This window comes from Peribacillus sp. P4_B1 (genome assembly GCF_056402395.1).
Genome location: NZ_JBFUHM010000003.1, coordinates 149,439 through 176,263, shown reverse-complemented (window position 1 = coordinate 176,263; position 26,825 = coordinate 149,439). Strand labels below are relative to the sequence as shown.

The following is a 26,825-nucleotide window of genomic DNA, read 5'->3' as shown; positions in this document are numbered from 1 at the left end:
GCTGAAAGTGCAGAAAAGCCGGAAGTCGAAACGGATATAGCGAAGCAAAAGGCGGCGGCAGCGGCCAAGGCGAAGGCTGCAGCATTGGCTCGGAAAAAGGCGAARGCTGAAAGTGCAGAAAAGCCGGAAGTCGAAACGGATATAGCGAAGCAAAAGGCGGCGGCAGCGGCCAAGGCGAAGGCTGCAGCATTGGCTCGGAAAAAGGAATCAAGGGATAATGATGATGATGATTTTGAAAATGCGAAGGCAAAGGCTATTGCAGCTGCCAAAGCGAAAGCCGCTGCTGCTGCGAAGACCAGGACCACTGTAAAGGAAAGCACGGAAGATAACACCCCAGATGAACCTTCCCCAAATCAGGCTAAACTTGATCGAATTGTTCATGCTATTGAAAGGCATGTAGGACAAGAGGCATTAATAGACCACTATATTAATAGACTATCAAAAGATGTACCCACTTTAGTGGCTAATCCGGATACATATTTCTCAATAGCAAAATTTCTGCGAAATGCTGAGCAGCTTAACTTTTCGTATTTATCGGAGCTTCATGGTACGGATTTTGAATCCCATATGGAAATCTATGTGCATTTACATTCATTCAATATGAACCAATCGGTTGCCTTAAAGGTGAAGCTAGATAGGGATTCTCCCATTATTCCATCATTGGTTCCATTATGGTCAGGAGCAAATTGGCCGGAATGTGAGGCGTATGATTTATTAGGTATTAATTTTCAGGAACACCCTGATTTAAAGCGAATTTTACTTGGTGATGATTGGAAAGGGTATCCCCTTAGAAAAGATTATCAGCCTTATGATGTGGAGGTGTAAGCCCAATGTTAAGGACGGAAGAAATGCTTCTCAATGTCGGGCCGCAGCATCCGAGTACACATGGTGTTTTTAGGCTTGTCATCAAGATTGACGGTGAAATTATAAAAGAGGCCACCCCGGTCATTGGGTATTTGCATCGAGGTACGGAGAAACTAGCAGAAAAACTGCAATATACACAAATAATTCCATATACCGACCGGCTCGATTATCTAGCCGCAATGACAAATAATTATGTACTTTGCCATGCTGTTGAAACAATGATGGGAGTGGATATCCCCGAAAGGGCAGAATATTTGCGTGTTATCGCGATGGAATTGGGCAGAGTTGCAAGCCACCTTGTCTGGTGGGGTACATACCTGCTTGATATAGGTGCGACGAGCCCTTTCTTATACGCTTTTCGAGAACGTGAAATGATCGTTAACTTATTGACTGAATTGTCAGGGGCACGACTCACATTCAATTATATGCGTGTTGGAGGTGTGAAATGGGATGCTCCTGACGACTGGATTGTGAAGGTGGCCGAGTTTGTACCTTATATGAGGGAGCAGCTTATCGGTTACCATGAGCTTGTAACAGGGAATGAAATCTTTGTGAATCGAGTTAAAGGGGTGGGCATCTATACGAAAGAAGAAGCGCTGCAGTATTCACTTAGCGGTGCTAACTTAAGGTGTACGGGTGTGAAATGGGATTTGCGAAAGAATGAACCATATTCCATTTACGACAGGTTCACCTTTGATGTTCCTACACGGGAAGAGGGTGATGCTTTTTCACGCTATCACTGTAGAATGGAAGAAATCGAAGAATCACTGAAAATCATCGAGCAGGCGGTTGAGCAATTTCCAGAAGGGCCGGTCCTTGCTAAGGTCCCGAAAATAATAAAGGTTCCTAAGGGTGAAGCGTTTGTCCGGATTGAATCACCAAGAGGGGAAATCGGCTGTTATATCGCGAGTGAAGGCAAAAAGGAGCCATATCGTTTGAAATTTCGAAGACCTTCATTTTATAATCTGCAAATTCTTCCGAAATTATTGGAAGGGGAAAATATGGCGAACTTGATAACGATATTAGGGGCTATCGATATCGTTTTAGGGGAGGTGGATGGATAAATGATCAAGGATTTGCTCCACTCCACTCCAAGCCTACTGAATTTTGGCATATTTTTTGGTTTGGCAGTCCTGCTGTTATTTGTTGTATTAGGGTTTGTAACATATGGAATCCTATCAGAGCGGAAAATCATGGGGTTCATGCAGCTGCGTGTCGGCCCCAACCAAATTGGGGGTAAATGGGGGCTCTTGCAGACCGTTGCAGATGTTTTGAAACTTCTGATCAAGGAAGATACTATACCAAAAAAAGCCGATAAGCCGCTATATATATTAGCTCCAGTGATTGCTTTTGCTCCGGCTTTCATGGTCCTGGCCACCTTGCCGTTCACCGATGCCTTCCAATTTGCTGATATAGGTGTCGGACTGCTTTATTATATCGCCATTTCCGGCATATCGACAATCGGCATCGTCACTGCAGGTTGGGCATCCAATAATAAATATTCTTTGATTGGCGGAATGAGGGCAGCCGCTCAAATGATATCTTATGAGATTCCGTTGGTGATGTCGCTAGTGGGAATAGTCCTCTTAACAGGTAGTTTAAATTTGAATGAAATAGTCGCAGCCCAGGAGAAGGTTTGGTTCATTTTTCTTCAGCCGCTTGCGTTCATCGTGTTTTTTATTGCATCGGTTGCCGAGCTGAACAGGGTTCCTTTTGACCTTCCGGAAGCGGAGTCCGAGCTTGTTGCAGGCTATCATGTTGAATACTCTGGATTTCGCTGGGCCTTCTTTATGTTATCCGAATATGTGTATATGTTTGCAATGGCTACACTAACCACTGTATTATTTTTAGGGGGATGGAATTCTATTCCGTTTTTGGATTTTATTCCGGCAGCCATCTGGTTCGGTCTGAAGTTTAGTGCTGTTTTCTATGTATTGGTCTGGATCCGTGTAACTTTTCCTCGTATAAGGGCAGATCAATTGATGGAATTCGGATGGAAAGTGCTGCTTCCGGTTGCATTAGCAAATATATTTTTGACGGCAATTATAAAAGAATTAATTAAACTTTTTTAAAAACTTGAGCTGGTCAGAAAGCGAGGGATTTATATGCTTGGTTTAGCAAAAGGTTTGACCTATACATTAAAGAACTTGACGAGGAAAAAAGTGACCTATGACTACCCGAATGAGCCGCTGCCGCTCCCTGACCGATTCCGAGGAATCCAAAAATTTTATCCTGAAAAGTGTATTGTATGTAATCAATGCGTGACGATTTGTCCAACCGATTGTATTCAATTAACTGGTAAAAAACATCCGGACCAGTCGAAAAAAGGTAAAATCATTGATACGTATGACATTAATTTCGAAATTTGCATTTTGTGTGATTTATGTACGGAGGTCTGCCCTACAGAAGCAATCGTGATGACGAATCAATTTGAGCTGGCGGAGTATAGCCGTGAACATTTATTTAAAAATCTGGAGTGGCTGGATGAAAATGATGAGAATATCCGGAAGGTGAATAAAGTATGAGTTTGTCCGGTGAATTAATTGCCTTTTTTGGTTTGGCACTCGTCGCCATTTTAGGCGGGGTACTGCTAATTACCTTAACTAAAGTAGTGCACATGGTAATTGCACTCGTTTTTACTTTCTTGAGCATTGCTGGCATATATATGGTACTTTCGGCCGAGTTCGTCGCCATTGTCCAAATCCTTATATATTCCGGGGCAATTACGATCGTGATGTTATTTGGAATTATGCTCACGAAACACCAAGAAAGTGATGAACCCGCAAAAGGGGGTTGGGGGAAATTCTCCTTGCTGGCAGCGATTGCTGGATTTGCCGTGGCGGTTTATCTAGGGATTTATAATCTGGATATATCTGTACAGCCTACCGCCTTGCATGAGGAAAATACAAAACAAATAGGAATCGAACTTTTTTCAAAATATGTGATTCCATTTGAAGTAATGTCGGTACTCCTGCTTGTTGCTTTAGTCGGCGCCATCGTATTGGCTAAAAAGGATGATGAGGAGGGAGATCAATCATGACGGGAGTTCCCTTGTCGGCCTATCTTGTATTGGCACTCGTTTTATTTTGTATAGGGCTATATGGCGCTTTGACGAAAAGAAATGCGGTCATTGTATTGATTTCAATCGAACTGATGCTGAACGCTGCGAATATTAACTTAATTGCCTTCAGTAAATTCGGGGTAACGCCATCCATTACGGGTCAAGTGTTTTCATTATTCACGATTACAATCGCTGCAGCCGAGGCAGCTGTAGGGCTCGCTATTTTAATGTCCCTTTATCGCAACCGGAAGACGGTCAATGTCGATGAAATGGATATCATGAAGCATTGAAGGTTTATATAAATGAAGAAGGGGATTTGATACGATGATGGAGAACGCTTGGCTCATACCGATCTTTCCACTCGTCACGTTTCTGGTTCTGCTTCTATCAGGTGGGCGGTTGAGGGAACGAGGGGCTCATATAGGAATTATATGTACTTTGGCTTCGTTTGTTTTATCTTTGCTTGCCTTGATAGAACGGTTTAAAGAACCTACTTATAAAATATCGATTGATTGGCTTTCCTTCGGAAGGACGCAACTTACAGCGGGATTTGAAATCAATCAGCTTAATGCCTTGATGCTTGTGATCGTTTCCCTTGTCAGCCTGCTTGTTCAGATATATTCGAAGGGGTATATGAAGGGTGAAGTGCGATTCTCCATTTTTTATGCTTACCTGGGCTTCTTCACCTTTGCCATGCTTGGGCTTGTCATGGCACCTAATTTATTACAACTATATTTCTTTTGGGAATTGGTCGGGGTGGGGTCTTTCCTGCTTATTGGGTTTTACTTTTATAAAGAGGAAGCTAAGAATGCAGCAAAGAAGGCATTCATCATGACAAGGATTGGGGATGTAGGGCTCTTAATCGGTATTATTCTACTATTCTGGGAAACAGGCAGCTTTGAATATGGGGAGATCTTTCAAGCCGTTCAATCGGACGTTATATCAAATGGAAGGTTGACCTTGATCGCTATTTTGATTTTTATCGGTGCAGTTGGGAAGTCGGGACAATTTCCACTGCACACATGGCTTCCGGATGCAATGGAGGGACCGACTCCGGTTTCCGCATTGATTCACGCAGCAACTATGGTTGCTGCAGGGGTTTATCTGGTGGCGACCATGTTTCCGTTATTCCTGGCTAGTTTTGCTGCGATGCAGGTCGTAGCAATAACAGGTGGATTTACAGCCATCTTTGCCGCAAGCATTGCTATAGTGCAAAAGGATGTTAAGCGCGTATTGGCCTATTCGACAATCTCTCAGCTTGGTTTTATGATGCTTGCTTTGGGTACTGCTGGATATGTGGCGGGAGTGTTTCATTTAATGACCCATGCCTTTTTTAAAGCATTGCTGTTTTTGGCAGCAGGCAGTGTTATTCATGCTATACATACACAGGATTTGGAAAAGATGGGCGGATTATGGGGTAAATTGAATTGGACTGGGCCGCTGTTCTTGACTGGCACTTTGGCAATATCAGGATTCCCCTTGCTCTCGGGTTTCTTCAGTAAAGATGAAATTCTAATGGCAGCCTGGGAGAACGGAAATTATGTTTTGTTTGGACTGGCGGCTATTACCTCCTTTTTAACTGCGTTTTATATGTTCCGGCTGTTTTTCATGATCTTTGCAGGAGATTCACGCAGTCAAGTAAAACAGGTCAAGGAATCACCTTCCATCATGCTACTTCCCATGCTCGTATTGGGATTGCTTGCTGTAATCAGTGGATATATCCAAACACCTTGGTTTGGAGATTTCCTGGGAGAGTGGCTCGTGGAGGGAAATGAAAATCTTCTAGGCGCCAGCCATAGTGAGGGACCTGTTTGGATAATGTTCATGGCCGTTCTTGTATCGCTGGCCGGGATATTCCTTGCTTATACGATTTACGCTAAAAAGAGGTTACATCCAGGCTGGCTTGTTAAGGAAAACTCCGAATTATATAGAATTTTGGAAAATAAGTATTATATTGATGAGATTTATCACTTCACTGTAGGCCATGTAATCAAAGGCTTCAGTATATTCCTATCTTATTTCGAAAGGTTCATTGTCGGTGGCTTGGTATCCACTGTTACAAGTTCAATAGAAGGATTGGGGAAAATAGGGTCTAAACTGCAAACGGGACAGGTACAGCAATATGGAATGATAGCCTTTCTGGGACTTGCGGTACTGTTGGTGATTTTTGCAGTAACTGGGGGGTATCTAAGATGAATGTCTATTTGCTCTCGCTTTTAGTGTTTTCACCTCTGCTGGGCATAGTGATGGTTGCCCTTATGCCGAAAAAAGAGGAAAGGACGATTAAACAATTTGGATTTTTCGGAACACTGCCTCCCCTTTTCCTATCGTTCTTTCTATGTAGCCAATATTATTCGGGTGTGGCCCTATCCTTATTTGACATTAAGTTGAATTGGATAAGATTTGGGAATTTGGAGATGTATGATCCCAAGCTCTTCACGGTTGACTTTGAGTTGGGGCTGGATGGATTAAGTCTTATCTTCATATTACTGACGACAATCATTTCTTCACTGGCCGCAATCGCATCCATTTATATAAAAAAAGGATGGAAAGGTTATTATTTGTTATTTTTAATCTTGGAGATTGGGATGCTTGGTGTCTTCACGGCAGAAAATTTGATCCTTTTTTTCATATTTTTTGAAATGACGCTGATTCCCGCTTTCTTTTTAATTGGTAGATGGGGCTTTCTGGAGAGGGAGAAAGCGTCTTATAGTTTTCTGATTTATAATGGCATTGGTTCGGCGGTTTTATTGGTGGCCATTTTGATTTTGTTTGCCAGGACAGGTACGACCAATATTGCGGCTTTGACACAGATTATGACAATGGGCGGTGTTTCGCTTTTTGCACCAATATCCGGTTCGATGAAGTTTGGTTTATGTCTGGCCTTTCTCGTTGCATTTGCGATAAAGTTGCCCGTATTTCCCTTTCACAGCTGGATGGTGCGCGTCCATGCAGAAGCACCTCCATCCATAGTGATGATTCATGCAGGTGTACTATTGAAAATAGGGGCATATGGAATCATCCGGTTTGGAATGGGGATATTTCCTGAACAATATAAAAGCTTGGCCTTTACCGTTGTCCTATTTGGGGTCCTCAGTTTTTTATATGGTGCATTTTTAGCATTGGTACAAACGGATTTTAAACTTGTTTTAGCATACTCGTCAATCTCACATATGGGAATCGTCATGATGGGGCTGGGAGCCTTGAATGAAGCGGGCATTCAGGGAGCAATTTTTCAAGTCATCTCACATGGTCTTATTGCTGCTTTGTTATTTTTCTTGGTGGCTGTGTTGTATGAGCGGACGGGAACCACCATGCTTCCTAAGCTTGGGGGATTGGCCAAGTCGATGCCGATTTTTTCAGGCTTCATGTTAGCATGCGGGCTGGCCTCACTCGGTTTGCCTGGCATGTCGGGCTTCATCAGCGAATTCATGGTATTTCTTGGCTTGTTCAAGAGTCAGCCATTGCTTGCAGCAATTGGGGTGATCGGGCTGGTATTAACCGCTGTCTATATACTGAGGGCGGTCATGTTGATGACTTTCGGGAAAAATGATAGCTTGGTAGAGAAAGAGAAACGGGACCTTAGAGGCTGGGAGCTTGTACCAGCAACGGTTCTTCTCGGTTTGATAATATCCGTTGGGGTATACCCAAATTTGTTAGGCGGGCCTCTTCAAGGAACGATTAAAGCCATGATGCTAGCTCTAGGGGGGCGATGAAGGATGGAGTGGAACACGATGCTTTCTTATGATTGGGGAGCGATGATGCCGGAATTCATCATCCTTGGAACGGCCATGATCCTTTCGATATTGGATTTATTCTGGCCGAAGCACTTTAATCGGAGAAAACTGGCATGGCTCGCGCTAACCGGAATCATTTTGGCATGTTTGTCACTGATTAGCTTACTATCCTTTGAGACAGTCAGTATCTTATCCGATACGTTTCGTTTAGATTCTTTTGCAAAAGCATTTAAGCTGCTCCTATTATTCGGGGCGGGCCTAATCATCCTTCTGGCTGAAGGCTATGAACCGCAAGAGGGGCTGCGAGAGCATCGGGGGGAATTTTATTATCTGTTCCTGACCGCTTTGCTTGGAGCGATGGTCATGTCCTCAAGCGGGGATTTGATAACACTGTTCGTTGGATTGGAACTTCTTTCACTTTCATCCTATATATTAGTCGGAATGCGTAAACATGATCGGAAGTCTAACGAAGCGTCCATGAAGTATGTGATAAACGGAGGTATTTCCACGGCGATCACTTTATTCGGGATGAGCTATTTATATGGAGTGACTGGTTCTGTCAATCTAGGCGAGATGAGCCGGACGATGGCTGCGATGACGGATGGTCAGCTGCAATATATTATGGGCCTCGCTTTCTTCATGGTATTTGTCGGTTTATCCTTCAAGATAGCTGCTGCCCCATTTCATATGTGGGCACCTGATATATATGAGGGGGCACCGACACCAGTTGTAGCCTTCTTAAGTGTAATTTCGAAAATAGCGGGTTTCGTCATCATCCTGCGCATTTTTCTTTCGTTGTTCCTAACAGCTTCCGGCGATACCTTCGGAGCACTCGACTTTTTGGAAAAAAATAATATCTATATAGCTTCATTGGCAGGTCTGACGATCATCATTGGAAATGTGGTTGCGTTAAGGCAGCAAAATCTAAAACGATTGTTCGCTTATTCAAGCATTGCCCATGCGGGTTACCTCCTTGTAGCGGTGGCTACATTGGGCGGGGGATATTTCCTGATCGATACAGTCTGGTTTTACCTAATGGCTTATGTATTAATGAATATCGGTGCATTTGCAGTCATTCAGCTGCTCGCCAGCCAAAGTGGATCAGAAGACATTAGCATTCTTGCAGGACTTGGGAGGAAATCACCGTTTCTTGCCATAGGATTTACTGTATTTATCCTATCGCTTGCAGGAATTCCCGGGACGACAGGATTCATTGGCAAACTCAATATATTCCTTGGAACATTCATTACGGAACCTGGACATTTTGTCCTTGCGGGAATCATGATTGCCGGTACTGTTGTGTCCTATGTGTATTATTTCGGATTATTGGTTCAAGTCTTTTTCCGGCCCATTCATTCAGGGAAGGTCATTAAAATTCGTTCGGGTCTATCCGCCGTGTTGATCATTTGCGTAATAGGCACCATACTTTTCGGGGTGGCGCCAAATATTGCCTTAGATTTTATTCATGATCAATTCGGTGAATTTACAGACTTTATTTCGAGTAAATGATATAATGCCTGTATCAGAGGCTTGCTCCATTGGATCAAGCCTCTATTTACAGTTTTAAAAAGAAATTTTGCAATTCTTCCTTTTATATTCCAAATACGAAGGGGTTTTGTGTTAGAATAGAAGACGGGTGTCTTTTAGGAGGTATGTACATGTTTTCAGCAATGGGACAGCAGRCTTTAACAGGAATAATTGCACACTTGTTTTTCATTGCAGTTACCTGGTGGGCTTTACAGGCATTACACTTTGATAAAATCTTAAGATCCAATTCGGTCATCAAGGCCAGGGTTTTATATATTTTATTAACGGTTGCCATCGGTTCAGTTGTGAGTAATTTCTTCCTTGACTACCTGGGATTTGCAAACCAACTCCCGTATATGTTTAGTGATGACTGATAAGCTGTAAGGCTCTTCTTATAGCAAAATATGATTCTACTCTTGTATTCGCTTTTGCTTCCTGCCATTTGTCAGGTGGAAGGTGTCACCAATTGTCGGAAAACTCGAAGTATGATCTCTCTCCTTATGGAAAGAATGATAAAAGGGGAGGGATTTAACATGTATAATTTAAACAAAAAAATGTTAACATACATAGTATTTCTTGGTTTGATGGTGATTTTAATTGGGAATAGTACGATTGTGGCAGAAAGTAAACCAGATATAGTTAAATTGGTGGGACTGTTACAAAAGGATAAGGATTTGGACATAGGGGATTGGTCTGTACTCGCTAGAGAAATAAATAAAGAGATTACAACTAAACAAGAGTTTGAAAGAGAAGTTACGGCTTTAAAACGAAAATACCCTCAATTTCAATGGCACCGGAAAGATGATGCTTCCGGCTGGAAGGCTGAGGCGTTAACTTACAATGTCGATTCAGGTCTAACCGAGTCCATCAAAATAATGACAACGGAAGAGAAATTTGATAAAGTTACCTATGTCATTTACGAAGTGAAGGGAAAAGAGTGGGAAAAAGCTAATTCGGCATTTTTTACAACTGCGTTCCAGAACAGGGTGGATGAACTATTTATAGGGACTCCTTCAATTTTTTCTTGTATTAAAGGGTCTATCAATGATAATATGGATTCGGTTTTAAACGCTAAAACTGAAGACCTGTTAGATATGTTCCAAGCAAGGGAAATTGAGAGTGTGCATGAAACAAACTTTACATCTATATCTGCACATTCAACATTGTTTAAACAACCTTTGACAAAAGAAAAATTAAATTTGCAGTTTGGGCTACGGACAGAAGGATTGGGTGACCGAACGAACTTTGTAGTTGGCACACCAATCATAACGTTTGAATATTAATATAGAGAAAATGGACGCGGAGGGGAATACTTTTGGAAAAAATCATCGTCCGCGGCGGAAAAAGGCTTAGCGGGACAGTTAAAGTAGAAGGTGCTAAAAACGCCGTTTTGCCAGTTATCGCTGCAACATTATTAGCAAGTGATGGGAAAAGTATCATTAAAGATGTTCCTACGCTCTCCGATGTATATACAATCAATGAAGTATTGCGCAACTTAAATGCAGATGTTGCCTTTCATGACAATCAAGTAACTGTAGATGCATCAAGAGAGTTATTAGAAGAAGCACCATTTGAATATGTACGAAAAATGAGAGCTTCCGTTTTAGTGATGGGCTCATTACTAGCAAGGAATGGCCGGGCCCGCGTTGCTCTTCCTGGTGGCTGTGCCATCGGATCACGTCCTATCGACCAGCATTTAAAGGGCTTTGAAGCGATGGGAGCAAAAGTGAAGGTCGGCAATGGTTTCATTGATGCCGAGGTAGAAGGCAGACTTAAGGGTGCAAGAGTGTATCTTGACTTCCCAAGTGTGGGTGCTACTGAAAACATCATGATGGCAGCAACACTTGCAGAAGGTATAACTGTTCTTGAAAATGTGGCCAAAGAGCCTGAAATTGTAGATCTTGCGAATTTCCTTAATAAAATGGGTGCCAAAGTCAGAGGTGCTGGAACTGGTACGATGAGAATCGAGGGTGTCGATAAATTATATGGCACTGAACATGCGATTATACCTGACCGTATCGAAGCCGGTACATTTATGACGGCTGCTGCTCTTACTGGCGGCAATGTTCTTGTTCGAGGCGCTGTACCTGAACACCTTACTTCCCTTATTGCTAAAATGGAAGAAATGGGTGTTGAAATTCTTGAAGAAGAAGATGGATTACGCGTTATCGGTCCAAAAACCTTGAAGGCCATTGATATCAAAACAATGCCGCATCCTGGTTTCCCGACTGATATGCAATCGCAAATGATGGCATTATTATTGCGTGCTGAAGGAACAAGTATGATTACGGAGACCGTTTTCGAAAACCGTTTTATGCATGTTGAGGAATTCCGTCGCATGAATGCCAATATTAAAATTGAAGGTCGTTCTGTTATCGTTAATGGACCAACTAACATACAAGGTGCTGAAGTAGCTGCAACAGATTTACGTGCCGCGGCAGCGCTCATCCTGACTGGATTGGTTGCAGATGGCATTACTCGTGTTACAGAATTAAAGCATCTTGACAGAGGATACGTGAATTTCCATGGTAAATTGGCTTCTCTAGGTGCCGATGTGGAACGTATTAACGAAGATGTACCTGCAGAAACAAAAAAAATTGCCGATTTAAACGCATAAGATAGCTTATAAAACCATTCACGTTCGAGTCATTGCAACGTGAATGGTTTTTTTTGTCTTGTATCAGGCATTCATGGCCTCTAGCTAAATGGTTGTCGTTTTTCTATTCATAAAAGCTTGTCCTTCGACATACATTTGTTATGTAAAGATACCTGCCGGATAGTGATTTACGGCAGAGAAAACAAGTGTAGGGAGGCTCAGGAATTTGAAAGCAATCAAACCGATGATTGTACTATTCATAGCAGTAGCATTCGTAATTATCATGATTCCAGCAGTGCTTGTGCTTCCATTTTCAAATGATAAGACAAGTGGAGAGTTAGCCGAACAATTAGAAAAAAAAGTGAAGAATGAAGGTAAAGAGGTAAGTGCAAATGAAATGAGTTCCGTTGAAGTTGCTGTTTACCGTACATCTGCAAGAAAGATTGAAAAACTGCCGATTGAAACGTATTTAGCTGGTGTAGTAGCGGCTGAAATGCCAGCGGATTTCGAGGAAGAAGCACTTAAGGCACAAGCATTGACAGCGAGAACCTACATTGTCAATCAGCTCCTAAGCGAAAGTCGATTAGGCTTGCCTGATGGTGCCGATGTAAGCGATACGGTCATGCACCAAGTTTATAAGAATAATGATGAGCTGAAAAAACAGTGGGGCTCTGATTATAAATGGAAGATGAAGAAAATTAACAAAGCAATAAAGGAAACAGCGAGTCAAATTCTAACCTATGAAGGAAAACCGATTACTGCGACTTTTTTTTCGACCAGCAATGGCTACACTGAGAATTCCGAGGATTATTGGCAAGCGGATTTCCCCTATTTAAAAAGCGTATCCAGTCCTTGGGATAAACAGGAATCACCAAAGTTTTATAATAAAGTTGTTGTGAACACTGCAGATTTTGAAAGCAAACTGGGTGTAAGTCTATCAGCGGGAACAACAATAGGAACTGTCATTGAAAGAACATCAGGCAATCGCGTAGGTGTGGTGAAAATCGGAGGAAAGAAAATGACAGGAAAACAGATCCGTGAAAAGCTGGGTCTGACATCATCCGATTTTAACTGGGAGCGTCAAGGCAACCAGATTGTCATCACGACAAAAGGATCTGGGCACGGAGTTGGAATGAGCCAATACGGTGCTAATGGAATGGCCAGGGAAGGGAAAACCTATGTAGACATCGTAAAATATTATTATAAAGGCGTTAAAGTTCAGTCTTCAAGTAAGTGGCTGAATACGATGACGGCAAAAAAATGAGAGATGGGGAATCCCATCTCTCATTTTTTTGTGCTTATTTTTTCTATAATGGTCAAAAAGCCCCGTTCATGCTTGAAATAATGATATTGGACATGAAAATACACAGCAGCTACTCCAATGATATCTTTAATGACATCTATTAAGGTAGCGGAGCGGTATGGGATGAATGATTGGTGATATTCATCTATAACTCCGTAAAAGCATGCTGCTATGGCCGCCAACAAGCTTAATCCAGGTTTCAGTTTTTGGTTTGCAGCAAGAGCAGAAACCAATAATATATACAAAAGGGCAAATTCGACTAAATGAAGTGCCTCTTTGATAAATCGGTCAATTGAGGATGATGGAAGATCAAGAATCATATCATCGGGGTTGCTCGACATTATCCAAATGGCAATCATATATAGAAAAGGCGATAACGTTAACACGATTTTAAAGGCTTTTTTCATGAATTAAACACCCTTCAATAGTTAGATACCAAACATTTTACCATTCTACGAATAAAATCGGTTTCATTTCCACAAAATAAATCTAAAAATTTTTTTATCTGAATGTATATAATCTTACCAAAATGTTCAGAATGATTGCTGAGGTGATTAATATGAGAGAGGAAGAAAAGAAACCAACTTCCACAATCCGACGTATACTAAAACAACGTTGGGCATTATCAGCAATCTATATCGCAAGTGCAGCCATAATCTTAGCCGCGGCCTTCTTATTACAAAATAGTTTTAATGATTCAGCTAAGGATGGCAAAGAGGAATCAGCTGAAACAGGAAAAAACTATGATCAGCCTTCTGTCGAGGTTAATAGTAATCTTGAGACAATCAAGATGCCTGTAGCCGATGCAGACAAAACGGTTATTAAGAAACAGTTTTATGATGTGAATGCGGATGAAAAGGCACAAGAAGAAGCGTTGGTATTCTACAACAATAGATATGAGCAAAACAAAGGTATAGACATTGCAATGAAAGATGGAAAATCTTTCGATGTAAAAGCTTCACTAAGTGGAAATGTATCGAAAGTCCAAGACGATGCGTTACTTGGAAATTTGGTTGAAGTACAGCATGAAGATGGTGTAGTTACTCGTTATCAATCTGTTAAAGACATTAAAGTTGCAGTCGGTGACAAAGTGAAACAAGGGCAAGCAATTGCTACAGCTGGAAAAAGCCAAATCAACGAAGAGGCGGGCGTGCATGTCCACTTCGAAATCAGAAAAGATAACATTGCGTTAAATCCACTTGATTTTGTCGATAAACAAGCTTCTGCCATTCAATCGGCAACTGAAGCTGAAGGCAGCGAACTTGACGATTCAGCTAAAAAAGAAGAAACACCTGCGGTTGACGAAACTGAAACTGATAAAGAAGAAGCACCTGCAGTCGAAGGATCTAAAACGGATAAGAAAGAATCACCTGCAATCGAAGAATCTGAAACTGGCACGGATGAATCGCCTGCCGTTGACGAAACTGACGAGAGCACTGATTTAGATAGTGGCACAGATGAAGAAGGCTCTGTCCCAGGTGAAGATACAACTGAGGAAAGCGATTCCTTAAAAGATTCATTAAAACAATCTAATTAAGATCAAGATTTTTAATAATATCAAAACAAAAAACCTTGAGCGTTACGAATGACAACAACTGAAAATTTGGTAAAAGGAAGCCGTTCATTTTGAACGGCTTCCTTTTTTTCTTTCGAGGAAATATTGGCCGATATGCTGAAACATTTGAATTTCCGACAAATTTCTCGGGAAATAATTTGTTCTTAAGGAAAATAAACAGTTGAAAATCAGAAATAAATCCAAACCTCCTGTCCCATTAGGCATATATTCTTAACCAAGCTAATAAGATGTTATAAACCATGCAAAGAGAGTGTTTGAGGTGAGGAATCGTTTATTACAAATTATCTAATAGGTGAATAATTCTATCTTTCATTGTTTATAGGGCAGCGGTATTCGATTCGAAAAATACGAATCTCATTTCACACTTCTCACATCCAATTTGGGGAGGTCGAGTGGTGTGCACGATTACATCAAAGAAAGAACTATCAAGATAGGAAAGTATATCGTGGAAACTAGAAAAACAGTCCGCGTCATTGCAAAAGAGTTCGGAGTCTCTAAAAGCACAGTTCATAAAGACTTAACTGAGAGGCTGCCAGAAATTAATCCTGATTTGGCTAACGAAGTGAAGGATATATTGGATTATCACAAATCCATTCGTCACCTTCGAGGTGGAGAAGCGACAAAGTTAAAATATAAACGATCGGAAAGAGAAGAAGAAATCGTCAAATAATCTTTGTGATATCATTCCGGCATTTGGAAGCGAATCCAGCAATCAGGGGATGAATAAAGAGACATGGAATAGTGTCAGCTTTTTTCTTAACCTTGACTGCGGTTCCTTGCCGGAATTTTTTTGTGGGGAAAGACCGAAGATAGTACATAAGGCATCGTAATTTTTTACATATTGGAAAAAGAGGTAAAAATAGTAAGTATTAGTGTTTATTTATAATTCATACTTACTTGTGCCAATGCAATATGGTAAAATAAACAATTAGGACAGAAGTAGGTTATATGTGAGGATATTCAAGGAGGATTTAAGAAATGTTTGCTAGAGATATTGGGATAGATCTTGGAACAGCCAATGTTCTTATACATGTCAAAGGTAAAGGAATTGTGTTAAATGAGCCTTCGGTAGTAGCGATTGATAAGAATACGAACCGTGTTCTTGCTGTCGGGGAAGAAGCTCGTAAAATGGTAGGCCGTACTCCAGGAAACATCATCGCAATTCGTCCATTAAAAGACGGGGTCATTGCGGATTTTGATGTAACAGAATCGATGCTTAAGCATTTTATCAATACATTGAATGTGAAAGGCTTCCTTTCAAAGCCTAGAATTTTGATCTGCTGCCCGACGAACATAACAAGTGTCGAACAAAAGGCGATTAAAGAAGCTGCTGAAAAAAGCGGAGGGAAGAAAGTATTCCTTGAAGAAGAACCAAAAGTGGCTGCAATCGGTGCCGGCATGGATATTTTTCAACCAAGCGGCAATATGGTCGTGGACATTGGCGGGGGTACAACGGATATTGCCGTCCTTTCAATGGGGGATATCGTTACATCTTCTTCCATTAAAATGGCCGGTGACAAATTCGATAATGAAATTTTACATTATATCAAGCGGAAGTATAAGCTTCTGATTGGTGAACGTACAGCGGAAAACATTAAAATTCAGGTTGCAACAGTCTTCCCTGGTTCCCGTAATGAAGTCATCGATATTCGTGGACGAGATATGGTATCAGGATTACCTAGAACCATTTCGGTCAATTCGGAAGAAATTGAGGAAGCTCTTCGTGAGCAGGTTTCAATCATTGTACAAGCTGCAAAAAGCGTACTTGAGCGGACACCGCCTGAACTTTCTGCTGATATCATCGATCGCGGCGTCATTTTAACAGGCGGGGGAGCGTTGCTTCACGGGATTGATTTACTCCTCGCTGAAGAGCTTAAGGTCCCAGTACTCGTTGCCGAACACCCGATGGATTGTGTAGCAATTGGAACTGGAATCATGCTTGATAATATGGATAAATTGCCACGGCACAAATTCAACTAAAAAGCGGATGGAAATCTGCATCATAAGATAGGGGTCTAAGGTTCAGACAAACATGAGGCATAGTGAAAGTGCGTGCAGTTCTAGTACTGATGAGCAATAGGCCCTCTTCTTTTAGTCGAGAATTTAACACAATTCCTTTAAATCTGACCTAGCTTACGATACATATAAATTCTTCTGCCTAATGCTAGTCCTTTCCTTAAGATACTGACGTTCATGACCGATAAGATAAATATGAGAAATTGAACGGGATAAGTTATGTAGAATGAGGAGTGAAGAGGATGTTAAGAGGTTTTTATACAGCTGCTTCCGGGATGCTTACACAGCAAAGGCGCACAGAATTGCTCACAAACAATATGTCCAATGCGAATACAACAGGGTATAAAGCAGATCAAATGAGTGTAAGGTCTTTTCCGGAAATGCTTATCAGCAACATAGAAGGCAAAACGGTTCCTGCGGAGAATAAATTGAATTTGCCTGAATTATCCCAGGTCGGGGGGCTCAGTACTGGGGTTTACGTACAGGAGGCAAATCCTTTATTTACCCAGGGTACATTGGAGGAAACCGAGCTTAATACAGATATTTCCTTGGCCGATGAAAACCTTCCGATCAATGAAGAAACCGGTCTGCGAGGGTCGGTGTTTTTTACTGTTCAGGATGGTGATGGTGGCATCCGTTATACGCGCAACGGCAGTTTCACTCTAGATGGACAAGGTTATCTGACTACACCTGCCGGTCATTATGTATTGAATGAAAATAATAATCGAATCCAGCTTGATAGCGATCAGTTCACCGTAACGGAAAACGGTGTTATTTTAGAAGGGAATGTTCAAACGGCACGTCTCGGCATCGGTTATTCAGATGATCCATCATCAAAGCTCATTAAGGATGGGGAAGGCCTTTATAAGGCTGTGAATGATGGGAAGTTACCTAGCGCATACACGTCTGAAGGGGTCGGTTTTTCTACTAAGCAAGGGTTCCTTGAAGGCTCTAATGTCGACCAATCGAGAACGATGACAGAAATGATGTCGGCATACCGCTCTTTTGAAGCGAGTCAGAAGGTTCTCCAAGCCTATGATAAAAGTTTGGATAAAGCGGTCAATGAAGTTGGCAGGCTTTAATTGAACATTAGCAGAAAACCGCCTTTGGAAATTTGGACATGTAAGGGGAATATACATGAATCGTACCATGATGACAGCGACAAATACGCTGAACCAGCTTCAAAGTAAAATCGATCAAATAAGTAATAATATCTCTAATGTGGACTCGACTGCCTACAAAAAGACCCAAACGAGCTTCAATGACTTACTGACACAGAGTTTCAATAATCAACCGAGTGAGACCAAGGAAAAAGGAAGGCTGACCACACCTGGCATAAGGCAGGGAACAGGTGCTAAGATAAGCCAGTCTCAATTGGTGCTTTCACAGGGGTCCTTAAAGACTACGGACCGTAATCTTGATGCTGCATTCACTAGTGAAGACCAATTCTTCACCGTAAGCGTTCAGGACGGTAAAGGGGTTAATACAAGGCTTACAAGGGATGGCGCCTTTTATTTATCTCCAAATGCGAATGATCAGGACCAAATGGTGCTCGTTACCTCTGCTGGACATCAGGTGCTTGATGAAAATGGTGACCCGATCCTTATTGACGGAAATGTTAGAGACATTAGGATTTCGAAAAATGGTTTTTTGACGGTCGATACGGAAGAATACGGAAAAAAGAGTTTTGGGCTTGGCATCGTCTCGATAAAGAAGCCGCAATTTCTTGAGCGGCTAGGCGGAAATTTACTTGGCCTTCCCGAAAACATCAATGAATTGGGTGTAACTGATGACGATATCATGACCGCATTAACAGGGGATTCCCGCAACCAAATAGCTATCCGTCAAGGAACTCTGGAGTCCTCAAATGTCGATCTTTCCAAAGAAATGACGGATCTTATCAATGTTCAGCGGTCTTATCAATTTCAATCCCGGGCTGTAACGATGGCTGATCAAATGAGCGGATTAATCAATGGAATCCGTTAAGTTATCGGGGAAAATAAAATGTCTCCCTGCGGAATTATAGCAAATCGGTTATAATGAATTCATATCAAAGAGAATCGTTTGTCCATAGCTGCCTATTTTCTGGAGTATGGGGGGAATCAAGTCGGCGAGTTTTCTTAGAAAAAGGAGCTTTCACATTCTATATGGAACAAAATCGTGTAATGAGACAACAAATTGAAGAAGAGATAAAGGAAGTTGAGACGAAACCGAATCGTAGAATCAAGGTCCGTCTTTTGCCAATTTGGCTTCGTTTACTCATTGTTATCGGATTGATTTTCATTGCTGTGTTATCCGGGGCACTTATAGGATACAGTGTGATCGGTGGAGGACATGCAATGGATGTTTTCCAAAAATCCACATGGACCCATATTATTGATATAGTGAACAAGGATGCGTAGTTCCATTGAGGTAGTTGCTGTCGTTAACGGATTTATATTACATAGCAACTACGCCTCTGTCTTTATGGCAGGGGCGAGTTAACGTTATGTTAGAAATATTTAAATCATAGGAGGAACAAAAATGCTTGATATCACACAAATAAAGGAAATTATTCCGCATCGTTACCCATTCTTATTAGTGGACCGGATCATAGAAATAGATGAAGGGAAAAGAGCGGTAGGTTTGAAGAATGTCTCAGCTAATGAAGAATTCTTTAATGGTCATTTTCCGGATTACCCAGTTATGCCTGGTGTTTTAATTGTAGAGGCTTTAGCGCAAGTTGGCGCTGTAGCGGTTTTGAAACAAGAAGAATATAAAGGACGGCTTGCATTTTTTGCTGGAATTGATAATTGCCGCTTTAAAAAGCAAGTAAAACCAGGTGATCAACTGCGCCTGGAAGTGGAAATAGTGCGTATGAGAGGCTCAATGGGTAAAGGGAAAGCAGTGGCAACGGTAGACGGAGAAGTAGCATGTGAAGCCGAAATCATGTTTGCCTTTGGTGACAAATAAGAAGTGCATTCATTTTCGGGGAAAGAAAATGGACTAATATGACTATATTTTTAAAAGTGGTTTAAGGAATCGTGCAGCGGTGTATATATTAAAGAGTACTGCATGGGCTTTTTTAATTAGACCCTTTCCATTCTCCCTTTGAATGCCGGACATTTTTATATGTCCGGCATTTTTTAATGATTAAATTCCAATAAATATGAGGTAAGTGTATTTCCTTTTTAAAATTAAAAATAGGACGCAAGTTATTTTCTCATTCGGACAAAATAACTAATGATAAAGAAGGAAAGGAGGTTGCCAAAAATGAAGAAAAGAATTTTTGCACTAATTGGGGGATCTTTATTATCTATTATGTTCCTTGCTGGATGTGGAACGAATGATAAGGATAATGACAACAAACCCGCACCAGAAGATAATAACAACATCATAGATAAGAATAAAAATGGTGTAAAGGATAACAACGGCACGGATAATAACCACTTGAATGATGATAATAATGATGTGATTGATAATGACAATGACAATAATGATGGAAATGACTTGATTGACAAGAAACACGACGACAATAAGTAATTAGCACAGATTGAAAAAGACTGGCTTAGTTAAGAAGAGGATTATCATCCTTATTCGTCTAAGTCAGTCTTTTTTGTGTATATTCGATTAGGGAAATAAAGGGGGGGATTATTTATTCGTAGCTAATTTAGGCTTTGAACGGATTTTTTCCTTGAACTCATTTATTAATTCATCGCCGGCGAGACCTTTTTGGACTAAATCTTCAAGAAGAAGTTCAGCATATTTGCTACGCGTTTTTTGGATGTGACCAAGGAATAATAGGCTATAATGGTTGCCTACTTTTCTTATGGTGCGTAAAACAGTGTGAAACAATGCCGGTTCATTGTCCTTTTTGGTAATGACGGCCTGGATATAAACCTCTCCGTCTATATTGGGGAGTGAGGGTTCAAGCTCTTTGAAATGCTTTTCTTCTACAAAGGCTTCCAGTAACCATGTTCTAGCATCGTTTTCTTTATTTATTATTAGTCCATCTGTTAATACAATATCAATCAATTGTAAATTCTCAGTAACAATTTGCAACGAAATTAATTTAAATGATTTCATCTAATTCCTCCATTTCTAGCCAGAAGAGTGATAAAAGCCCCTTCTTAAACGTGAATTTTATTTTATCTGGAATGGTTCATGTCGATTAATCCTTTTAAAGGTAATTATATCATACTAAAAGATAGTCCCTTAATGAAATGAAAACCCAGCAATTGTCTAAATTATGCAGGATAGAATAAAAATTTGCAAAATATTAAATTTTGTTAACAATGCGTTTATTACTTAATTTTAATCGAAAAAAATTGATTTTACATCAATTCAAACGGTTTTTTAAGAAGGAAAAGGGTGGAATAATGCCATTTCCTTCATTTTTTATTCGAAGGTAGAACGAGTATGATAAAAGCATATTAAAGAGGAAGGAGTGAAAAAATGATTAACCAAGTTACCCTCGTCGGCAGGCTTACGAAGGATCCCGAATTAAGATACACACCAGACGGCAAGGCTGTTTCCAATATAACGTTAGCAGTCAACCGGAACTTCCGTAATACTGTTGGTGAATATGAGGCGGACTTTGTACAGTGCATCATATGGAAAAGGTCTGCTGAAAATACTGCTCAGTACTGTAAAAAGGGTGCCTTAATCGGTATCACAGGCAGAATACAGACAAGGAGATACGAAAATCAAGAGGGTAAAAATGTATATGTTACTGAAGTGGTCGCCGAGAGGGTTCAATTCATCGCATCTAAACAAAACGATATTAAACCCAAGGATTTTGAACATATTGGCTTATAGTCTTACGTGGAGGTCGAGCATGAGTAAAGGATATAAAGCTTGCCCCCGGGCAGGAGCAAGCTCGCTTTTAGACAATGCATGAGAAAAAGCGTATGGAAGAACTCATAAGTGATTTGATCCGTCATGTGGCGAAGACCCATGTGAAAACTTCGAATAATGAATATGAATTAGTACAGATTAATTTGATGCTTACACAACTGAAAACACAAAACAAGTATTTATACGAACATAATGAAAAATTAATGCAACGAATTTCAGCACTTGAACAAAGCATAAAATATTCCGATGACGAAAAAACTCCCGTAAAGCTTGACTGTAGTATTAGTTCATTTTCATCCCTTACTTCCCCAAAGCAAATATAGCTTTTTCCTCGCTGGAAACTCCGATTTACCCTCATTTGGAATCAAGTTTTCTGATTCCCCTCTTTCTTAGACTGCAAATAAGCAGTCTTTTTTTATGCCAAAATGTGAGTGTATAAAAAATAAAAAAAATATTCTGTTAAATTAGAATTTTTAGAAAATATATTGTAAAATTTTAATTTTGATGCAATAATAAACCAAATAATGTAATGGGAAAAAAGTTATATATAGGAAGTGATTTGATGGATGAACCAATTATTAAGGTGAATGGGCTGCGAACCAGCTTTCGTACTGACGATGGGGTGATTCCTGTCGTAAATTCAATCGATTTTCACGTCAATCCTGGTGAAGTTTTAGGGATTGTAGGAGAATCAGGATGCGGAAAAAGCGTAACTTCTTTATCCATCATGGGTCTGGTTTCTTCACCTGCTGGTAAGGTGGAGGGAGAAATCCTCTTTAAAGGGGAGAATATCGCAAATGCCTCTGAAGCGAAAATGAGAAAGATTCGCGGGAATGACATAGCGATGATATTTCAGGAACCGATGACAAGCTTGAATCCTGTGTTCACTATTGGAGAGCAGTTGGTTGAGACGCTTCGGATACATAAAAAATGGAACAAAAAACAGGCCCGACATAGAGCGGTGGAAATGTTGAAGCTGGTTGGGCTTGGCCGTGCCGAGGAATTGCTCAAAGAATATCCGCATCAGCTTTCGGGTGGAATGAGACAAAGGGTCATGATAGCAATGGCCATGATTTGCGAGCCGAAACTCCTTATAGCCGATGAACCGACAACGGCTTTGGATGTGACGATCCAGGCACAAATCCTAGAGTTAATGAAGAATTTAAATAAAGAAACAGACACGGCAATCATGATGATTACCCATGATCTTGGCGTTGTGGCGCAAATGTGTGAACGTGTCATTGTCATGTATGCCGGCAAGGTGATAGAGGAAGGAAATGTGCAAACGATTTTCCAAAACCCTAAACATCCTTATACGGTCGGTTTACTTCAGTCGATTCCCGATATGCGAATAAAGAAAGATCGCCTTTACTCGATACCGGGCAATGTGCCAAAACCTGGGACAAGCAACCTCGGGTGCCAGTTTGCCCCCCGATGCTCCCATGCCATGGAGCAATGTATAAATGAGACCCCGTCTCTATTGAAATTTGATGAGGGCAGGCATGTTCGCTGCTGGCTGTATGAAGATGGGAAAGGAGCTGCCTTGCATGAATCAAACATTGGTTAAGGTAGAAAACCTAAAGAAGCATTTTCCAATCAAAGGAGGGGTTCTCGGAAAGACCATCGGAGAGGTCAAGGCAGTTGATGGTTTGTCTTTTTCCATTTATAAAGGGGAAACCTTAGGACTTGTCGGTGAAAGCGGTTGCGGAAAGTCGACGACGGGAAGATTATTGCTTCGATTGCTTGAGCCGAGTGAAGGGAATGTTTATTTCGAAGGAAAGGACCTGACGGCTTTATCTTCCCGTGAAATGAGGAAGATGCGCCGTGAAATGCAGATGGTCTTCCAGGACCCATTCGCTTCCCTCAATCCCAGGCATACTATTGAAAAAATATTGGAGGAACCGCTCATCGTACATGGGGTTAAAGATAAAAAGGCGCGTAAGACACGTGTGCAGGAACTTCTTAAGGTTGTTGGCTTAAGCAGTTACCATGCTAAAAGGTATCCGCATCAATTCAGTGGGGGCCAGCGGCAGCGCATTGGCATCGCCAGGGCACTTGCGGTAAACCCAAAGCTGATCATTGCCGATGAGCCGGTATCTGCACTGGATGTGTCGATTCAGGCCCAGGTTTTGAACCTCCTGCAGGATTTGCAGGAAGATTTTGATTTGACTTACCTTTTCATTGCCCATGATCTTGGAGTGGTGAGGCATATCTCCGACCGTGTCGGTGTCATGTATCTTGGACATATCGTTGAATTGACGGAAAGTGAAGGACTTTATGAAGATCCGCTTCATCCATATACGCAGGCTTTACTATCAGCCGTGCCCATCCCGGATGTGGAATACAAAGGGGATAGGGTAATCCTGCAGGGTGATGTTCCAAGCCCATCTAACCCGCCAAGCGGTTGTCCCTTCCATACGAGATGCCCGCAGGCCATGGCAGAGTGCAAATCAGTAAAACCCGACTTGCATGAGCATAAACCCGGTCACTACGTTGCTTGTCATTTATACAATTGACATTTAACGTACACATAAATTTTTAAAAAAATAAAGGGGGAAGAATATGAAGAAGACATTGGCTTTATTGTTGACTACAATCCTGGCACTCTCACTTGCACTTGCAGGATGCTCCTCGTCTACATCAAAAGAGAAAGATGATGATAAAGGGGGATCACATGAAGCAAAAGGGGGCGTATTGATTTACGGTAAAGGCGGCGATGCAGTTTCACTAGATCCCGCTATAGTAACGGATGGTGAATCATTTATCGTCACACAGCAGGTTTTTGAAACACTTGTAAAATACGGGGAAGATAATACGGAAATAAAGCCAGGTCTTGCAGAATCATGGAAAGTTTCAGATGACGCAAAGACATATACATTCAAATTGAAAACCGGCATCAAGTTCCATGATGGCTCGGATTTCAATGCAGAAGCAGTTGTTAAAAACTTTCAGCGCTGGGCACAAAGTAAGGATGAAGCTAAATTTGCATACTATGCCTCTATGTTTGGCGGCTTTGAAGGTGATGAAGGTCATGTTATCAAAGAGGTAAAAGCCATTGATGATAATACGGTGGAATTCACGTTAAATCGTCCGCAGGCACCATTCTTGAAAAACATTGCGATGCCTACATTTGCCATAGCAAGTCCAACTGGCTTTGAAAAAGATGCAGACAATTTCGGTAAGAATCCTTCTGGAACAGGTCCATTCAAATTCAAATCATGGAAACCAGGCGATACGATTGAAGTGGTGAAAAATGATGATTATTGGCAAGATGGACTGCCAAAGCTTGATGGAATCACGTTTAAAGTCATTAAAGATAACTCCGCTCGTTTAAATGCTGTAATCAAAGGTGAAGTTGATCTAATGGACGGGTTAAATCCAAGTGATATAAGCAAAGTAACAGGGGATGACAAACTACAAATATTCGAACGTCCATCCATGAATGTCGGCTACTTTGCATTCAATGTTGAAAAAGCACCATTCGACAAAAAGGAAGTACGCCAAGCCATCTCTCACCTAATTAACAAAAAAGAAATCATTGATAACTTTTACGAAGGCACAGCAGAGCCTGCCAAGAATCCAATGCCGCCATCTGTTTCTGGCTACAATGACAACATTGAAGACTATGACTACGATGTAGAAAAAGCTAAGGAATTACTTAAAAAGGCTGGACTAGAAGATGGGTTCAAAATGGACCTTTGGGCAATGCCGGTACCACGTCCATATATGCCAGATGGTCAAAAAGTGGCTGAAGCCATTCAGGCAAGCTTAAAACAAGTAGGCATTGAAGCAAATATCGTTTCGTATGAATGGGCTGCATACTTAGAGAAAGTGCAGGCTGGTGAAGCTCAATCTTTCATGCTAGGCTGGACAGGCGATAATGGAGATGCGGATAACTTTCTTTACACATTATTGGATAAAGATAATATCGGCTCCAACAACTATGCCCGTTATGCAAACGAGGAAGTCCATAAGCTATTGATCGAAGCTCAGTCCACTGCTGATGAAGCCAAGCGTAATGAGTTATACGGAAAAGCTCAGGAAATCATTCATGAAGAAGCACCATGGGTTCCACTTGTACACTCTTTACCACAACTTGCTGGAACTAAGACAATAAAAGGATTCGTTCCGCATCCAACCGGTTCTCAATCTTTAGTTAACGTGTCTATAGAGAATTAACCGTACGAATCGGGGAGTATGGATTTATGCATGCTGCCCGGTTTTGTTATGGAATGCATTTCAAAATGATCGAGGGCGCTTCGAAGGGCCCTTATTTAAAAGGCGGGTGATTGTTTTGTTTTCCTATACCGTACGACGTTTAGGATCTCTCATTCCAGTGTTACTCGGAATGGCATTTATTGTATTCATGATGATTCGGGCGATTCCTGGAAATCCAGCACAAGTAATTTTAGGACAGCAAGCAACAAAAGAGGCAGTTGCGGCAATGACAAAGGAACTCGGTTTGGATAAACCTTGGTTCATTCAATTTTGGGATTATTTATCTGGCCTGCTAAAGGGTGACCTGGGTGTATCGTTAAAAACGAATAGTCCGGTTTCCGAAGAAATCGGGCCATACCTAATGGCCACTATTGAGCTTGCATTGATCGCCATGATCATTGCAGTGGTCATTGGTGTAAATGCAGGGATAATATCAGCATGGTTCCAAAACTCATGGTTTGATTATGTAGCCATGGTGATTGCATTGATTGGGCTGTCCATGCCTATATTCTGGCTGGGATTAATGGAGCAATACATCATTTCAATTCAATGGGATTTACTTCCGACGACAGGGCGGGATAATATCAGGGATCCCGTTGCGGCCATAACGGGCTTGTATTTGATGGATACACTCATTGCTGGCAGGGTGGATCAATTTTTTGAAGTGATCAAACATCTCATTTTGCCAGGAATTGCGCTTGCGACCATTCCGATGGCCATCATTGCAAGGATGACACGTTCGTCCATGCTGGAGGTTATGAGGTCGGATTTCATCCGTACAGCCCGTGCTAAGGGGATGAGAATGTTTTGGGTCGTTTACAAGCACTCCTTCAAGAATGCATTAATTCCAGTGGTGACGGTTATCGGCCTGCAGACAGGATTACTTTTAGGCGGTGCCATTTTAACGGAAAACATTTTTGGGTGGCCAGGTATCGGTACATATATTTATGATGCAATACTATCCCGGGATTATCCGGTCATACAGTCCGGAATTCTGGTCATCGCCTTTTTGTTTGTCATGATTAATCTTGTTGTGGACTTGTTGTATGCAGCGATCGATCCTAGGATTAAGTATAAATAGGGAGGGAAAC

The 26,825-nt window shown here is 41.3% G+C and carries 29 protein-coding genes; 27 read left to right on the top strand and 2 right to left on the bottom strand.

All coding sequences use genetic code 11. The features are described from left to right. The 13 genes from AC1DVK_RS03180 to spoIID form a co-directional block, all read left to right on the top strand. Positions 1-825, top strand: an 825-nt coding sequence (locus AC1DVK_RS03180; RefSeq protein ID WP_477625813.1) for an NADH-quinone oxidoreductase subunit C, incomplete at its 5' end; no start/stop codon positions are given. A 5-nt stretch (positions 826-830) separates the two neighbouring features. Next, positions 831-1,928 (top strand): NADH-quinone oxidoreductase subunit D, encoded by a 1,098-nt coding sequence (locus AC1DVK_RS03175; protein WP_410860614.1) that lies wholly within the window; start codon positions 831-833, stop codon positions 1,926-1,928. After that, complete coding sequence (gene nuoH / locus AC1DVK_RS03170; RefSeq protein ID WP_061465685.1) at positions 1,929-2,936, top strand: NADH-quinone oxidoreductase subunit NuoH; 1,008 nt, start codon at positions 1,929-1,931, stop codon at positions 2,934-2,936. It abuts the gene before it with no gap. 33 nt (positions 2,937-2,969) lie between these two features. Continuing rightward, positions 2,970-3,389, top strand: a complete 420-nt coding sequence (gene nuoI / locus AC1DVK_RS03165; RefSeq protein WP_061465683.1) for an NADH-quinone oxidoreductase subunit NuoI — start codon at positions 2,970-2,972, stop codon at positions 3,387-3,389. Further along, a complete protein-coding gene (locus tag AC1DVK_RS03160; RefSeq protein ID WP_477625812.1) occupies positions 3,386-3,904 on the top strand; it encodes an NADH-quinone oxidoreductase subunit J in 519 nt (172 codons plus the stop codon). The genes nuoI and AC1DVK_RS03160 overlap by 4 nt, the downstream gene beginning before the upstream one ends. Further along, positions 3,901-4,215: an NADH-quinone oxidoreductase subunit NuoK gene (gene nuoK, locus AC1DVK_RS03155; protein WP_061465679.1), complete on the top strand. Its 315-nt coding sequence runs from the start codon at positions 3,901-3,903 to the stop codon at positions 4,213-4,215. Before AC1DVK_RS03160 ends, nuoK begins: the two co-directional genes overlap by 4 nt. Positions 4,216-4,249: 34 nt before the next feature. Further along, positions 4,250-6,121, top strand: coding sequence for an NADH-quinone oxidoreductase subunit L (gene nuoL, locus AC1DVK_RS03150; RefSeq protein WP_477625811.1), 1,872 nt, complete (start codon positions 4,250-4,252; stop codon positions 6,119-6,121). After that, positions 6,118-7,641: a complex I subunit 4 family protein gene (locus tag AC1DVK_RS03145; RefSeq protein WP_477625810.1), complete on the top strand. Its 1,524-nt coding sequence runs from the start codon at positions 6,118-6,120 to the stop codon at positions 7,639-7,641. The genes nuoL and AC1DVK_RS03145 overlap by 4 nt, the downstream gene beginning before the upstream one ends. A 3-nt stretch (positions 7,642-7,644) precedes the next feature. Further along, positions 7,645-9,171 carry an NADH-quinone oxidoreductase subunit NuoN gene (gene nuoN / locus AC1DVK_RS03140; RefSeq protein ID WP_477625809.1) on the top strand — a complete coding sequence of 509 codons (1,527 nt, stop codon included), beginning with the start codon at positions 7,645-7,647 and terminating at the stop codon, positions 9,169-9,171. 149 nt (positions 9,172-9,320) lie between these two features. Then, entirely contained in the window at positions 9,321-9,563 is a 243-nt protein-coding gene (locus tag AC1DVK_RS03135) for a DUF1146 family protein (RefSeq protein WP_477625808.1), read from the top strand. Between the two features lie 159 nt (positions 9,564-9,722). Next, positions 9,723-10,472: a YwmB family TATA-box binding protein gene (locus tag AC1DVK_RS03130; protein ID WP_477625807.1), complete on the top strand. Its 750-nt coding sequence runs from the start codon at positions 9,723-9,725 to the stop codon at positions 10,470-10,472. Positions 10,473-10,504: 32 nt separating this feature from the next. Beyond that, a complete protein-coding gene (gene murA / locus AC1DVK_RS03125) occupies positions 10,505-11,806 on the top strand; it encodes a UDP-N-acetylglucosamine 1-carboxyvinyltransferase (protein ID WP_477625806.1) in 1,302 nt (433 codons plus the stop codon). Positions 11,807-12,011: 205 nt separating this feature from the next. Next, positions 12,012-13,049 carry a stage II sporulation protein D gene (spoIID, locus tag AC1DVK_RS03120; protein ID WP_477625805.1) on the top strand — a complete coding sequence of 346 codons (1,038 nt, stop codon included), beginning with the start codon at positions 12,012-12,014 and terminating at the stop codon, positions 13,047-13,049. A 20-nt stretch (positions 13,050-13,069) separates the two neighbouring features. Here the strand turns inward: spoIID and AC1DVK_RS03115 are convergent, their stop codons facing one another. Next, on the bottom strand, positions 13,070-13,495 hold the full coding sequence (locus tag AC1DVK_RS03115) for a VanZ family protein (RefSeq protein WP_477625804.1): 426 nt from the start codon (positions 13,493-13,495) through the stop codon (positions 13,070-13,072). 152 nt (positions 13,496-13,647) lie between these two features. Here AC1DVK_RS03115 and AC1DVK_RS03110 point away from each other — a divergent pair, with 152 nt between their 5' ends. The 8 genes from AC1DVK_RS03110 to AC1DVK_RS03075 all read left to right on the top strand — a co-directional run bounded on the left by AC1DVK_RS03110 (position 13,648) and on the right by AC1DVK_RS03075 (position 20,202). Beyond that, positions 13,648-14,625, top strand: a complete 978-nt coding sequence (locus tag AC1DVK_RS03110) for a peptidoglycan DD-metalloendopeptidase family protein (protein WP_477625803.1) — start codon at positions 13,648-13,650, stop codon at positions 14,623-14,625. A gap of 436 nt (positions 14,626-15,061) precedes the next feature. Continuing rightward, complete coding sequence (gene spoIIID / locus AC1DVK_RS03105; protein WP_034315767.1) at positions 15,062-15,334, top strand: sporulation transcriptional regulator SpoIIID; 273 nt, start codon at positions 15,062-15,064, stop codon at positions 15,332-15,334. A gap of 308 nt (positions 15,335-15,642) precedes the next feature. Beyond that, positions 15,643-16,644, top strand: a complete 1,002-nt coding sequence (gene mreB, locus AC1DVK_RS03100) for a rod shape-determining protein (RefSeq protein WP_057911932.1) — start codon at positions 15,643-15,645, stop codon at positions 16,642-16,644. Positions 16,645-16,922: 278 nt separating this feature from the next. Further along, the gene (locus tag AC1DVK_RS03095; protein WP_477625802.1) at positions 16,923-17,762 is read left to right on the top strand and encodes a flagellar hook-basal body protein; all 840 of its coding nucleotides are present in this window, start codon (positions 16,923-16,925) and stop codon (positions 17,760-17,762) included. Positions 17,763-17,817: 55 nt separating this feature from the next. Beyond that, on the top strand, positions 17,818-18,666 hold the full coding sequence (locus AC1DVK_RS03090) for a flagellar hook-basal body protein (RefSeq protein WP_477625801.1): 849 nt from the start codon (positions 17,818-17,820) through the stop codon (positions 18,664-18,666). 161 nt (positions 18,667-18,827) lie between these two features. After that, on the top strand, positions 18,828-19,082 hold the full coding sequence (locus AC1DVK_RS03085) for a DNA-directed RNA polymerase subunit beta (RefSeq protein ID WP_061466309.1): 255 nt from the start codon (positions 18,828-18,830) through the stop codon (positions 19,080-19,082). A gap of 121 nt (positions 19,083-19,203) precedes the next feature. Further along, positions 19,204-19,632: a 3-hydroxyacyl-ACP dehydratase FabZ gene (gene fabZ / locus AC1DVK_RS03080; RefSeq protein ID WP_061465660.1), complete on the top strand. Its 429-nt coding sequence runs from the start codon at positions 19,204-19,206 to the stop codon at positions 19,630-19,632. Positions 19,633-19,932: 300 nt separating this feature from the next. Then, positions 19,933-20,202, top strand: a complete 270-nt coding sequence (locus AC1DVK_RS03075; RefSeq protein ID WP_477625800.1) for a hypothetical protein — start codon at positions 19,933-19,935, stop codon at positions 20,200-20,202. Between the two features lie 108 nt (positions 20,203-20,310). Here AC1DVK_RS03075 and AC1DVK_RS03070 read toward each other — a convergent pair whose 3' ends face one another. Beyond that, positions 20,311-20,745, bottom strand: a complete 435-nt coding sequence (locus AC1DVK_RS03070) for a YwpF family protein (RefSeq protein WP_410860604.1) — start codon at positions 20,743-20,745, stop codon at positions 20,311-20,313. A gap of 369 nt (positions 20,746-21,114) precedes the next feature. Here AC1DVK_RS03070 and ssb point away from each other — a divergent pair, with 369 nt between their 5' ends. From ssb to AC1DVK_RS03040, 6 genes are all read left to right on the top strand, one after another. Then, positions 21,115-21,477, top strand: a complete 363-nt coding sequence (ssb, locus tag AC1DVK_RS03065; protein ID WP_061465657.1) for a single-stranded DNA-binding protein — start codon at positions 21,115-21,117, stop codon at positions 21,475-21,477. A 92-nt stretch (positions 21,478-21,569) separates the two neighbouring features. Continuing rightward, positions 21,570-21,839, top strand: coding sequence for a hypothetical protein (locus AC1DVK_RS03060; RefSeq protein WP_477625799.1), 270 nt, complete (start codon positions 21,570-21,572; stop codon positions 21,837-21,839). Positions 21,840-22,078: 239 nt separating this feature from the next. Beyond that, positions 22,079-23,083, top strand: a complete 1,005-nt coding sequence (locus AC1DVK_RS03055) for an ABC transporter ATP-binding protein (protein WP_176431815.1) — start codon at positions 22,079-22,081, stop codon at positions 23,081-23,083. Further along, a complete protein-coding gene (locus AC1DVK_RS03050; protein ID WP_477625798.1) occupies positions 23,064-24,032 on the top strand; it encodes an ABC transporter ATP-binding protein in 969 nt (322 codons plus the stop codon). The genes AC1DVK_RS03055 and AC1DVK_RS03050 overlap by 20 nt, the downstream gene beginning before the upstream one ends. A gap of 46 nt (positions 24,033-24,078) precedes the next feature. Further along, positions 24,079-25,695: an ABC transporter substrate-binding protein gene (locus tag AC1DVK_RS03045; protein WP_477625797.1), complete on the top strand. Its 1,617-nt coding sequence runs from the start codon at positions 24,079-24,081 to the stop codon at positions 25,693-25,695. Positions 25,696-25,810: 115 nt separating this feature from the next. Then, positions 25,811-26,815 (top strand): ABC transporter permease, encoded by a 1,005-nt coding sequence (locus AC1DVK_RS03040; RefSeq protein ID WP_061465651.1) that lies wholly within the window; start codon positions 25,811-25,813, stop codon positions 26,813-26,815. The last annotated feature ends 10 nt before the right edge of the window (positions 26,816-26,825 follow it).

Excerpts from the sequence above, each read along its gene's own strand:
- AC1DVK_RS03175 (WP_410860614.1), top strand. The coding sequence starts at position 831 with ATGTTAAGGACGGAAGAAATGCTTCTCAATGTCGGGCCGCAGCATCCG.
- nuoH (WP_061465685.1), top strand. The coding sequence starts at position 1,929 with ATGATCAAGGATTTGCTCCACTCCACTCCAAGCCTACTGAATTTTGGC.
- nuoI (WP_061465683.1), top strand. The coding sequence starts at position 2,970 with ATGCTTGGTTTAGCAAAAGGTTTGACCTATACATTAAAGAACTTGACG.
- AC1DVK_RS03160 (WP_477625812.1), top strand. The coding sequence starts at position 3,386 with ATGAGTTTGTCCGGTGAATTAATTGCCTTTTTTGGTTTGGCACTCGTC.
- nuoK (WP_061465679.1), top strand. The coding sequence starts at position 3,901 with ATGACGGGAGTTCCCTTGTCGGCCTATCTTGTATTGGCACTCGTTTTA.
- nuoL (WP_477625811.1), top strand. The coding sequence starts at position 4,250 with ATGATGGAGAACGCTTGGCTCATACCGATCTTTCCACTCGTCACGTTT.
- AC1DVK_RS03145 (WP_477625810.1), top strand. The coding sequence starts at position 6,118 with ATGAATGTCTATTTGCTCTCGCTTTTAGTGTTTTCACCTCTGCTGGGC.
- nuoN (WP_477625809.1), top strand. The coding sequence starts at position 7,645 with ATGGAGTGGAACACGATGCTTTCTTATGATTGGGGAGCGATGATGCCG.
- AC1DVK_RS03130 (WP_477625807.1), top strand. The coding sequence starts at position 9,723 with ATGTATAATTTAAACAAAAAAATGTTAACATACATAGTATTTCTTGGT.
- AC1DVK_RS03115 (WP_477625804.1), bottom strand. The coding sequence starts at position 13,495 with ATGAAAAAAGCCTTTAAAATCGTGTTAACGTTATCGCCTTTTCTATAT.
- AC1DVK_RS03110 (WP_477625803.1), top strand. The coding sequence starts at position 13,648 with ATGAGAGAGGAAGAAAAGAAACCAACTTCCACAATCCGACGTATACTA.
- mreB (WP_057911932.1), top strand. The coding sequence starts at position 15,643 with ATGTTTGCTAGAGATATTGGGATAGATCTTGGAACAGCCAATGTTCTT.
- AC1DVK_RS03095 (WP_477625802.1), top strand. The coding sequence starts at position 16,923 with ATGTTAAGAGGTTTTTATACAGCTGCTTCCGGGATGCTTACACAGCAA.
- AC1DVK_RS03090 (WP_477625801.1), top strand. The coding sequence starts at position 17,818 with ATGAATCGTACCATGATGACAGCGACAAATACGCTGAACCAGCTTCAA.
- AC1DVK_RS03085 (WP_061466309.1), top strand. The coding sequence starts at position 18,828 with ATGGAACAAAATCGTGTAATGAGACAACAAATTGAAGAAGAGATAAAG.
- fabZ (WP_061465660.1), top strand. The coding sequence starts at position 19,204 with ATGCTTGATATCACACAAATAAAGGAAATTATTCCGCATCGTTACCCA.
- AC1DVK_RS03075 (WP_477625800.1), top strand. The coding sequence starts at position 19,933 with ATGAAGAAAAGAATTTTTGCACTAATTGGGGGATCTTTATTATCTATT.
- AC1DVK_RS03070 (WP_410860604.1), bottom strand. The coding sequence starts at position 20,745 with ATGAAATCATTTAAATTAATTTCGTTGCAAATTGTTACTGAGAATTTA.
- ssb (WP_061465657.1), top strand. The coding sequence starts at position 21,115 with ATGATTAACCAAGTTACCCTCGTCGGCAGGCTTACGAAGGATCCCGAA.
- AC1DVK_RS03060 (WP_477625799.1), top strand. The coding sequence starts at position 21,570 with ATGGAAGAACTCATAAGTGATTTGATCCGTCATGTGGCGAAGACCCAT.
- AC1DVK_RS03055 (WP_176431815.1), top strand. The coding sequence starts at position 22,079 with ATGGATGAACCAATTATTAAGGTGAATGGGCTGCGAACCAGCTTTCGT.
- AC1DVK_RS03050 (WP_477625798.1), top strand. The coding sequence starts at position 23,064 with ATGAATCAAACATTGGTTAAGGTAGAAAACCTAAAGAAGCATTTTCCA.
- AC1DVK_RS03045 (WP_477625797.1), top strand. The coding sequence starts at position 24,079 with ATGAAGAAGACATTGGCTTTATTGTTGACTACAATCCTGGCACTCTCA.